Here is an 11,454-nt window from a genome sequence, read left to right on the forward strand (position 1 = left end):
ATGAGAAAAATAGCCGCTTCAATTATGTGTGCAGACCAACTACATTTAGGTGATGAGCTCCAGCGCCTCGAATCTGCTGGCGTGGAACTACTACACTGCGATGTGATGGACGGTATATATGTGAATAATCTAGCACTAGGTCCAGAATATTTGGAAATAGTGCGAAATAACACAGAAATCCCCTTAGACATACATTTGGCTACGATTACCCCACTTAAATATATTGACATGTATGCCACTGCGAAACCTGAATATATTTCGTTTCATGTGGAAGTAGCAGAAGATGTGTCAGAAGTAATCCGAAAAATTCGTTCTTACAATATTAAACCATCGATTGCGATAAATCCGGAAACCCCGATTGAAGCCATTTACCCGTATTTAGATGATGTCGAAATGGTGTTAATGATGACGGTAAATCCTGGGTTTGCAGGGCAAAAATTTCAAACAAATGTATTACAAAAATTGCATGATTTAAAAGCAAAACTAGAAGGGAAAGTGCATGCGCCGCTTATCGAAGTAGATGGCAATATTAATAAAGAAACAGTAGGCTTGATGCGAGATTGTCTACCAGACATTTATGTACTAGGCACATCCGCGTTATTTCATGACCGAGATAAAACGAGTTATGCAGAAAGACTAGTACGCATTTGGTCAGACGTAGAAAAACATGTGTAATAAAGCACAAACAATTTGAGGGAGATGACAGTTTTGAAAAAAACACTAGATAGACAAGCAGTAGACACGATTCGTTCGTTATCCATTGATATGATTGAGAAAGCAAACTCAGGACACCCAGGAATGCCGATGGGAGCAGCTCCAATGGCGTATATGCTATTTGCGAAACATTTAGTATTTAACCCAGCCAACCCAGAATGGTTTAACCGCGACCGATTTGTTTTATCAGCAGGACACGGGTCCGCACTACTTTATAGCATGCTTCATTTATTTGGTTATGATGTGAAAATGGAGGACTTAAAACAGTTCCGTCAATTAGATAGTTTGACACCAGGACACCCTGAATTTGGATGGACTGCGGGAGTTGATGCAACGAGTGGCCCGCTTGGACAAGGGATTGGTATGGCTGCTGGTATGGCGCTTGCGGAATCTCATTTAGCGGCTGAGTATAACCAACCTAATTATCCAATTGTTGACCATTACACATATGCGATTTGCGGTGACGGAGATTTGATGGAAGGTGTAGCATCAGAAACAGCCTCACTTGCAGGACATTTAGGGCTTGGAAAATTAATCGTATTATACGATTCCAATGATATTTGTTTAGATGGCGATTTAAGTGCAACGTTCAGTGAAAATGCAGCAGACCGTTTCCGTGCATACGGCTGGCAAGTTTTACGCGTAGAAGACGGAAACAATTTAGCTGCTATTCAAGAAAAAATTGTTCAAGCTAAATTAGAAACATCGAAGCCAACACTAATCGAAGTGAAAACAGTCATCGGTTATGGCGCACCAACAAAAGCAGGCAGCTCCGCAAGTCACGGTGCTCCGCTTGGTGAAAAAGAAGCAAATGGTGCAAAAGAGCATTACGAATGGGCAGAAGAGCCTTTCACAGTACCAGCTGAAGTCCGTGATTACTTAAGAAATTACAAAGCGCGCGGAGAAAAACTAGAGGGCGCTTGGAATACAATGCTCGCTAATTACAAAAAAGAATTCCCAGAACTTGCAAGCCAATTAGACCGCGTGTTAGCGGGAAAAGTAGCAGCTGATTGGAACGCCAATTTGCCAACTTTCGAAGCAGGTACAAATGTCGCAACGCGCTCTGCTTCTGGAAAAATGATTAACGCAATTGCAGCCGAATTACCAGAACTGTTCGGGGGATCCGCTGACTTAGGGTGCTCGAATAAAACATTTATTGATGCGAGCCCAGCATACAGCATTCAAGACCCAGCTGGTAAAAATATCTGGTTCGGTGTGCGCGAATTTGCGATGGGAGCAATGTTGAACGGAATGGCACTTCATAGCGGTTTGCGAGTATTTGGCTCCACTTTCTTCGTCTTCTCAGACTATGTCCGTCCAGCAATGCGGATGGCTGCTTTAATGCAACTTCCAGTAACATATGTATTCACGCATGACAGTATCGCTGTAGGTGAAGACGGCCCGACACATGAACCAATCGAACAACTAGCCTCGCTCCGTGCCATGCCAGGCCTAACAGTTATCCGTCCAGCCGATGCCAAAGAAACTCGCGCGGCTTGGGAAATTGCTGCGACCAACACGCACGGTCCAATCGCACTTGTATTATCACGCCAAGACTTACCAGTACTTGAAAATGACCAAGAAGAAGTAGATGCAGGCGTCGAAAAAGGTGCATATATCGTAGCACCAGCAAATAGTTCCAAACCAGACGCTATCATTATCGCAACAGGATCCGAAGTGTCCCTTGCCATCAAAGCAAAAAATGAACTTGCGAAAAAAGATATCGACGTGTCAGTTGTTAGTTTATCGAGCTGGGAACGCTTTGAAAAAACAACCGATGCTTATAAAGAAAGCATTTTACCAAAAGAAGTCACAGCGAGATTTGCGATTGAAGCTGGGGCAACATTTGGTTGGAAAGAATTTATTGGATCAGAAGGCGATATGTTAGGAATCGATCACTTCGGCGCATCTGCCCCTGCGAAAGATTTGTTTAACGCTTATGGATTTACGCCAGAAAATGTGGCGAATCGTGTCGAAGCTATGATTGCGAAAGCCGGTGTGCGCGTATGACATTCGTAGCCCCGTCTTTACTTGCAGCTGATTATATGAATATGGCAAATTCTATTAAAGAAGCAGAACAGGCTGGCGCTGACTACCTTCATATCGATGTCATGGATGGACATTTTGTGCCGAATCTAACGTTTGGAATTGATATGGTCGAGCAAATTAATAAAACGGCGACTATTCCACTGGATGTCCACTTAATGCTCTCAAACCCAGAAAACTATATTGAAAAATTTGCAGCAGCTGGAGCACACATTATTTCCGTACACATCGAAGCAGCACCGCACATCCACCGCGTCATTCAACAAATTAAAGCAGCGGGCTGTAAAGCGGGAGTCGTGCTTAATCCGGGAACTCCGGCGAGTGTGCTGGATGCTATTTTGGGCGACGTAGATTTAGTTTTACAAATGACTGTAAATCCAGGTTTTGGTGGACAATCATTCATTAATTCAACGATTGAAAACATGCGATATCTTGATAATTGGCGCCGAGAAAATAACGGCAGCTATGTTATCGAAGTCGATGGTGGTGTAAATGCCGAAACTGCAGAAAAATGTAAACAAGCGGGTGTAGATATCCTCGTTGCTGGATCATACTTCTTCGGGGCAACAGATAAAGCAACCTGTATTCAAGACTTAAAAAAATAAAATACGAAAAAAACTAGGTTGCCCAAAAAGCGCCTAGTTTTTTTATATTATATAGTAGATATTTTTTTAATTGATACATCCTGCGCTCTAGCTTATACTTAAATTAATACGACAACAAAAAGGAAGAGATAGATGACACGACTAACATTTCGAAACGGAACAGAACAAGACACGAAGTTAATTCTTCGTTTTATTACCGAACTTGCAATTCATGAAGGCATTGAAAAAGACGTAGTAGCAACCGAATCTGGCCTACACAAAGCCCTTTTTCAAGAAAAATCTGCCGAAGTAATTATCGCTGAATACGAAGGGGAGCCAGTTGGTTTCGCACTCTTTTTCCATAATTTTTCTACTTTACTTGGCAAAAAAGGCTTATACTTAGAAGACCTTTACATCATTCCAGAAATGCGCGGAAAGGGCTTTGGAACAAAATTTTTCAGCTATTTATCCAAACTTGCTTTAGCACGAGACTGCGGCAGATTTGAATGGTGGTGCTTAAATGAAAACAAATCAGGTATGGATTTTTACGAAAAAATTGGTGCAGAAAAAATGTCAGAATGGACCGTACATAGGCTCTCTAAAGCCGAAATGGAAAAACTAAGCAATCTATGAAAGGATGGAATTCAAATGAATTGGGACAAACTATTAAATGACAAACGCCGCCGCGAATCCGGTGTCACTCGTTCGAAAAACACCGACGTACGTAGCGCTTTTGAAAATGACTTTCAACGTATCGTCATGAGTGCATCGTTTCGCCGTTTACAAGATAAAACCCAAGTATTCCCACTAGAAAAAAGCGATTTTGTTCGTACACGACTAACCCATTCAATGGAAGTAAGCACCATCGCAAAATCAATGGGGAACATGGTTACACACACGATTCAAGAAGAAAAATTAGACCAAAATTTTACAAAAAATCATGCGGACAAAATCCCGGAAATCCTTGCTTGTGCAGGACTTTTACACGATATGGGGAATCCGCCGTTCGGTCACTTTGGTGAAGAAAGTATCCGTGAGTGGTTCCGCGACAATCTAGCAACCATCACTTACAAAAATAAAAGTCTAGCAGAAATCCTAACACCGCAAATGAAAGAAGACTTTTACTACTTTGAAGGTAATGCGCAAGTGCTCCGTGTAGTTTCCAAACTGCATTATCTTTTCGACCAATACGGCTTAAACCTAACATTCGCCACTTTAAACGCAGTCATCAAATATCCAGTTTCTTCTTTAAAAGTAAATAAAAAGCAAATCAAAAGCAAAAAACTAGGCTATTTTTACGCCGATGAATCTCTTTTTAATGAAATAACAACTGCAACAGAAGCGCTTGACAATCGCCATCCGCTTACTTATTTACTAGAAGTAGCAGACGACATCGCGTACCTAAATGCCGACCTAGAAGACGGCGTGAAAAAAGGCATTGTCAACATCACGCAAATCTTAAAAGGTTTTGAAGAAGTGGAAGAGCACAATAAAGTCACTGCCGCGTGCTACAACGAACTTAAGAAAAAAAGCGAGCGCTACGAAGGACAAGAAGAAAGTTTCATCGTACAACAATGGCTAGCATCGAACGTCCGCGGTCAACTAATCAATCGCTCACTTGAAGTGTTTTACGCAAACTACGATGCCATTATGGCAGGCACATTCAACGACTCGCTCATCGATGCTTCAAGCGCCGAACAACTCGTACAAATTTTACAAAGTCTATCATTCACGTATATTTACCAAGATAAAGGCATTGTTGAATCGGAAATCGCCGGCAACGAAATCATTTCCAAATTACTCGAAACGTTCATTCCAGCCGTTATCTACTATGATAGCGAAACACCAGAACGCCAAACAGCCAAAGATAAACGCCTACTAACCTTGATTTCCGACAACTACCTAGGCTGTTACCGCAAAAACGCAGAAGGCGAAAGCGAAACAATGAAACTTTACTTGCGATTACTCCTCGTAACCGACTTCATTTGCGGTATGACCGACAGCTACGCGAAAGATTTATATCAACGGTTGAATGGACTAAGCTAATAAAAAGTGTCCACAGAATTATTCTGTGGACACTTTTTTAATAGATACCATTAAGTTCCTGATACAAATCTTTTGCATAAGTATCAGTCATTCCACATATGAAATCAGTAACTAATAATAAACGTAAATAAAGCTTTTCTATCTGATTTTTATCTTTTGCATTTTTATGATAAGAAGAAAGGTGGTTATCAGATATCAATTTTATTAATCGTTTAGATTCATCTTTATTAGGGTCTTCAATGTCGGAATCATAATAGATTGCTGCAGGAACAAAAAGATCTAGTAGTCCATAAATTATTTTTTTACCTGCAAGTTCTGAGGCAATAATTTTTTTATCTGTAAAAATTTGAGTGAAGCAAGCCTTTTCTAAACCTTTAGCTAAGCCTTTAGCTTTACTTGTTTCTAATAGGGCTTTGTCAAAAGTACCAGCCATTATTGTAGAGTAGTTATCGAAAAAATTCTTCACAACAGACTTTATTAATATTCCTCTGACTTTTGTTGCAGACCACGCTTGGAATATAGAAATATCTTTTGTACATTTTTCTTTGATTTGTACCAATTCATCGAAACAGTCTTTAAGGATATAATCTGATGGAGTTAGCTCTGAATTTAATATTTCTATAACAGTATCTATGGACACAATTCCTTTTTTTACTGCATCTTCTAAGTCAGCTATTAAATAACTAATATCATCGGCGGCTTCTAACAAGAAGGTGACAGGATGTCTGTTATCAAAAGTACCAGTTTGTTCAGTGATTTTTTTAAAAATGTCTTTTTCAGCGTAAAAGTAACCCATTTTTTTACTTTTAATATGTGATTTATCTATTTGTAAAGAATTAACAGGATATTTAATAAATGAATTTAGAGTAGCTGAGGTTAAATTCATGCCATAACTGTTTTCAAAAAGCTGATGAAGCTTCGTTACTACACGTAAAACCTGTGCATTTCCTTCGAAATTTAAAAAATCTCCACACATTTGTTCTTCTAAAATAGTATTTATTGAAATTTTGCCTAATTTAAGTAAAGGGAGTTCTTTAGCGAACCATTGTCTTATAGCTGTTTCACCAAAATGACCAAAGGGTGGGTTACCTATGTCATGGAGTAATCCAGCCGAAGCTAAAAGGTCAGATAGCTCTCGAATATTTTCTACTGTAAATAGTGGGTCAATTTTGTCTCTCACAATTTTTGTTCCCACCATTGTTCCCATGGACTTGGCTATAGTTGACACTTCTAAGGAATGTGTCAATCTAGTTCGAATGAAATCATTTTTTTCTAAAGGAAATACTTGGGTTTTGTCTTGAAGTCTTCGGAATGAAGCACTTAGAATAATTCTTTGATAATCATTTTCAAAAACGTTTCTTAAATCATAAGTGTTGGTCGTTCTTTCACGATCTGGTGTTCTTCCGTTTAACAAAGTTGTCCATTCCATCTCTAATCATCCTTTTTTAATTTTATATTAATACAATCATTGTGAATAATCAAACAATATCTGCGATAGATTATATAGAAAATCACCTTGACATCCGAGCGTCAAGGTGTTACTATATTCAAGGTGCCTCTACTATAAACAGAGGTCTGAAAATAAAACAGCGTTGTAGGTCAAACTTACAGCCATTTTATTTTACCGAAAAAATGAACCACCTGGATGTGTGGAACTACTAAACAAGGAAGGAGGAATTTATCCCATGCCTACAATTAACCAATTAGTACGCAAACCTCGTCAATCTAAAATTAAAAAATCTACATCACCTGCTTTGAACAAGGGCCTAAACAGTTTTAAAAGAGAACTAACAGACGTTAACTCTCCGCAAAAACGTGGCGTATGTACTCGTGTTGGTACCATGACTCCTAAAAAACCTAACTCGGCGCTTCGTAAATATGCCCGTGTACGTTTGAGTAATGGTATTGAAGTAACAGCTTATATTCCTGGTATTGGTCACAACTTACAAGAACATAGTGTTGTTCTTATTCGTGGTGGACGTGTAAAAGATTTACCAGGGGTACGTTATCATATCGTTCGTGGAGCGCTTGATACAGCTGGTGTTGAAAATAGAGGACAAAGCCGTTCTAAATACGGTACGAAAAAACCTAAAAAATAATACTTATAAAATATGAAAGGAGGATATCCGATGCCTCGTAAAGGTCCTGTTGCTAAACGTGACGTGTTACCAGATCCGATTTATAATTCGAAACTAGTAACTCGTTTAATTAATAAAATGATGGTTGACGGAAAACGTGGAAAGTCTCAAGCTATCCTATATTCCGCATTCGATATCATTGCACAAGAAACTGGTAAAGATCCGATGGAAGTATTTGAACAAGCTATGAAGAACATTATGCCTCTTCTTGAAGTTAAAGCTCGCCGTGTAGGTGGTGCTAACTATCAAGTACCTATCGAAGTACGTGCTGACCGTCGTTCTACTCTTGGTCTTCGTTGGTTAGTAAATTATGCTCGCCTTCGTGGAGAGAAAACAATGGAAGTACGTGTTGCTCGCGAAATCATGGATGCTGCCAATAACACTGGTGCTTCTGTTAAGAAACGCGAAGATACACATAAAATGGCTGATGCTAACAGAGCGTTCGCTCACTATCGTTGGTAAAAAAATCACTAACAAATTCCAGGCGTATTGCCTGAAAAATTGTTTTATGGAAGGAGAAATACAACATGGCTAGAGAGTTCTCCTTAGAAAAGACTCGTAATATTGGTATCATGGCCCACATTGATGCGGGTAAAACTACCACTACTGAACGTATCCTTTTCTATACAGGGCGTATTCACAAAATTGGTGAAACCCATGAAGGTGCTTCTCAAATGGACTGGATGGAGCAAGAGCAAGAACGTGGTATTACTATCACTTCTGCTGCGACAACAGCTCAATGGAAAGGCTACCGAGTAAACATTATCGATACACCAGGACACGTAGACTTCACAGTTGAAGTTGAACGTTCGCTTCGTGTACTTGATGGTGCTGTTGCGGTTCTAGATGCACAATCTGGTGTAGAACCACAAACAGAAACAGTTTGGCGTCAAGCTACTACTTACGGGGTTCCTCGTGTAGTATTCGTCAACAAAATGGACAAAATCGGCGCAGACTTCCTATATTCTGTAGGTACTTTGCATGAACGTTTGGCTGCCAACGCGCACCCAATTCAACTCCCAATCGGGGCCGAAGATACATTTGAAGGTATCATTGACTTAATCGAAATGAACGCATTGTATTATGAAGATGATTTAGGAAATGACCCTCATATTAAAGAAATTCCAGCTGACCTGAAAGACTTAGCAGATGAATACCGCGGTAAATTAGTGGAAGCAGTTGCTGAACTTGACGAAGAGCTAATGATGAAATACCTAGAAGGCGAAGAAATTACAAAAGAAGAACTTAAAGCTGGTATCCGTAAAGGAACACTTAACGTTGAGTTCTATCCTGTAGTTTGTGGTACAGCATTCAAAAACAAAGGTGTTCAACCAATGTTAGATGCAGTACTTGATTACCTTCCAGCACCAACAGATGTTCCAGCTATTAACGGCGTATTGCCTGATGGAGAAGAAGCTGCTCGTCACGCTGATGATTCAGAACCATTCTCTTCCCTAGCATTCAAAGTTATGACTGACCCTTATGTTGGACGCTTAACTTTCTTCCGTGTTTATTCCGGTACTTTGAATTCCGGTTCATATGTACAAAACTCGACTAAAGGTAAACGTGAACGTGTTGGACGTATCCTTCAAATGCACGCTAATCACCGTGAAGAGATTTCAATCGTATACGCTGGTGACATCGCTGCTGCCGTAGGACTTAAAGATACAACTACTGGGGACACTTTATGTGATGAAAAAGAACAAATTATCTTAGAATCCATGGAATTCCCAGAACCAGTTATCCAAGTCGCTATCGAACCTAAATCGAAAGCTGACCAAGATAAAATGGGGCAAGCTCTTGCGAAACTAGCGGAAGAAGATCCAACTTTCCGTGCTGAAACTGACCAAGAAACTGGCCAAACTCTTATCTCCGGTATGGGTGAACTTCACCTTGACATCCTTGTTGACCGTATGAGACGTGAATTCCGCGTTGAAGCTAACGTTGGTGATCCACAAGTTTCTTATCGTGAAACATTCCGTAAATCTGCTCAAGTTGAAGGTAAATTCGTACGTCAATCTGGTGGACGTGGACAATATGGTCACGTTTGGATTGAATTCGGACCAAACGAAGAAGGTAAAGGATTTGAATTTGAAAATGCAATCGTTGGTGGGGTTGTTCCACGTGAATACATCCCAGCTGTACAAGCAGGTCTTGAAGGCGCACTAGATAATGGTGTACTTGCAGGCTACCCACTGATTGACATCAAAGCAAAACTTTACGACGGATCTTACCATGACGTCGATTCCAATGAAATGGCCTTCAAAGTGGCTGCTTCAATGGCCTTACGTAATGCTGCTAAGAAATGTGACCCTGTAATCCTTGAGCCTATGATGGCTGTAGAGGTTGTTATCCCAGAAGAATACCTTGGTGATATCATGGGTAACATTACTTCCCGTCGTGGTCGTGTAGATGGTATGGAAGCTCGCGGTAACGCTCAAGTTGTTCGCGCATTCGTGCCACTTGCAAACATGTTTGGTTATGCAACTCACCTTCGTTCAGGTACGCAAGGTCGTGGTGTATACACTATGCAATTTGACCACTATGAAGAAGTTCCTAAATCTATTGCTGAAGAAATCATTAAAGCTAATGGTGGAAACAACAAAGAAGATTAATTGATTTTTTTCGCAACATCAAGTATAACTTTAGTTAGAAGTATTACTTAGTTTAAATTTAAGCTAAGTAAAAAATAATTATTGAATTATCGAGGAGGATATTTTAAAATGGCAAAAGAAAAATTTGACCGCTCTAAACCCCATGTTAACATTGGTACTATTGGACACGTTGACCATGGTAAAACTACTTTAACAGCTGCAATTACAACTGTACTTGCTAAAAAAGGCTTTGCTGATGCACAAGCTTATGACCAAATTGATGGTGCTCCAGAAGAAAGAGAACGTGGAATCACAATCTCTACTGCTCACGTTGAGTACCAAACTGACAACCGTCACTATGCACACGTTGACTGCCCAGGACATGCCGATTACGTTAAAAACATGATCACTGGTGCTGCACAAATGGACGGAGCTATCTTAGTAGTATCTGCTGCTGATGGCCCAATGCCACAAACTCGTGAACATATCTTACTTTCACGTCAAGTTGGTGTTCCATACATCGTTGTATTCATGAACAAATGTGACATGGTTGACGATGAAGAATTACTAGAATTAGTTGAAATGGAAATTCGTGATCTATTAACTGAATATGAATTCCCTGGCGATGACATTCCTGTAATCAAAGGTTCAGCTCTTAAAGCACTTCAAGGTGAAGCTGACTGGGAAGCTAAAATTGACGAGTTAATGGAAGCTGTAGATTCTTACATTCCAACTCCAGAACGTGATACTGACAAACCATTCATGATGCCAGTTGAGGATGTATTCTCAATCACTGGTCGTGGAACAGTTGCAACTGGACGTGTTGAACGTGGACAAGTTAAAGTTGGTGACGAAGTAGAAGTTATCGGTATTGAAGAAGAAAGCAAAAAAGTAGTAGTAACTGGAGTAGAAATGTTCCGTAAATTACTAGACTACGCTGAAGCTGGCGACAACATTGGCGCACTTCTACGTGGTGTTGCTCGTGAAGATATCCAACGTGGTCAAGTATTAGCTAAACCAGGTTCGATTACTCCACACACTAACTTCAAAGCTGAAACTTATGTTTTAACTAAAGAAGAAGGTGGACGTCACACTCCATTCTTCAACAACTACCGCCCACAATTCTATTTCCGTACTACTGACGTAACTGGTATTGTTACACTTCCAGAAGGTACTGAAATGGTAATGCCTGGTGATAACATTGAGCTTGCAGTTGAACTAATTGCACCAATCGCTATCGAAGACGGTACTAAATTCTCTATCCGTGAAGGTGGACGTACAGTAGGCGCTGGCGTTGTTTCTAACATCAGCAAATAATATCTGATACGATTC

Annotated in this window: 10 protein-coding genes; 9 read left to right on the forward strand and 1 reads right to left on the reverse strand. The window is 40.1% G+C overall.

Annotation, left to right across the window (positions count from 1 at the left end):
- The 5 genes from HCB38_RS13610 to HCB38_RS13630 all read left to right on the forward strand — a co-directional run bounded on the left by HCB38_RS13610 (position 1) and on the right by HCB38_RS13630 (position 5,390).
- Positions 1–675: a ribulose-phosphate 3-epimerase gene (locus tag HCB38_RS13610; protein WP_185319776.1), complete on the forward strand. Its 675-nt coding sequence runs from the start codon at positions 1–3 to the stop codon at positions 673–675.
- A gap of 33 nt (positions 676–708) precedes the next feature.
- Entirely contained in the window at positions 709–2,724 is a 2,016-nt protein-coding gene (gene tkt, locus HCB38_RS13615) for a transketolase (protein WP_185638790.1), read from the forward strand.
- A complete protein-coding gene (rpe, locus tag HCB38_RS13620) occupies positions 2,721–3,365 on the forward strand; it encodes a ribulose-phosphate 3-epimerase (RefSeq protein ID WP_185619599.1) in 645 nt (214 codons plus the stop codon). The genes tkt and rpe overlap by 4 nt, the downstream gene beginning before the upstream one ends.
- Positions 3,366–3,497: 132 nt before the next feature.
- Positions 3,498–3,977: a GNAT family N-acetyltransferase gene (locus HCB38_RS13625; RefSeq protein ID WP_185319779.1), complete on the forward strand. Its 480-nt coding sequence runs from the start codon at positions 3,498–3,500 to the stop codon at positions 3,975–3,977.
- Between the two features lie 15 nt (positions 3,978–3,992).
- The gene (locus HCB38_RS13630; RefSeq protein WP_185638792.1) at positions 3,993–5,390 is read left to right on the forward strand and encodes a deoxyguanosinetriphosphate triphosphohydrolase; all 1,398 of its coding nucleotides are present in this window, start codon (positions 3,993–3,995) and stop codon (positions 5,388–5,390) included.
- A 37-nt stretch (positions 5,391–5,427) separates the two neighbouring features.
- Here HCB38_RS13630 and HCB38_RS13635 read toward each other — a convergent pair whose 3' ends face one another.
- Positions 5,428–6,819 (reverse strand): deoxyguanosinetriphosphate triphosphohydrolase, encoded by a 1,392-nt coding sequence (locus HCB38_RS13635; protein ID WP_185638793.1) that lies wholly within the window; start codon positions 6,817–6,819, stop codon positions 5,428–5,430.
- A gap of 256 nt (positions 6,820–7,075) precedes the next feature.
- Here HCB38_RS13635 and rpsL point away from each other — a divergent pair, with 256 nt between their 5' ends.
- The 4 genes from rpsL to tuf all read left to right on the forward strand — a co-directional run bounded on the left by rpsL (position 7,076) and on the right by tuf (position 11,439).
- Positions 7,076–7,489 (forward strand): 30S ribosomal protein S12, encoded by a 414-nt coding sequence (gene rpsL / locus HCB38_RS13640; RefSeq protein ID WP_003720973.1) that lies wholly within the window; start codon positions 7,076–7,078, stop codon positions 7,487–7,489.
- A 30-nt stretch (positions 7,490–7,519) separates the two neighbouring features.
- Positions 7,520–7,990 (forward strand): 30S ribosomal protein S7, encoded by a 471-nt coding sequence (gene rpsG, locus HCB38_RS13645; protein WP_003722012.1) that lies wholly within the window; start codon positions 7,520–7,522, stop codon positions 7,988–7,990.
- A 65-nt stretch (positions 7,991–8,055) separates the two neighbouring features.
- A complete protein-coding gene (fusA, locus tag HCB38_RS13650; protein WP_003724965.1) occupies positions 8,056–10,143 on the forward strand; it encodes an elongation factor G in 2,088 nt (695 codons plus the stop codon).
- A 108-nt stretch (positions 10,144–10,251) separates the two neighbouring features.
- Entirely contained in the window at positions 10,252–11,439 is a 1,188-nt protein-coding gene (gene tuf / locus HCB38_RS13655) for an elongation factor Tu (RefSeq protein ID WP_003739865.1), read from the forward strand.
- Positions 11,440–11,454 lie beyond the last annotated feature (15 nt).

The organism is Listeria farberi (assembly GCF_014229295.1).
GTDB classification, from domain to species: Bacteria; Bacillota; Bacilli; order Lactobacillales; family Listeriaceae; genus Listeria; species Listeria farberi.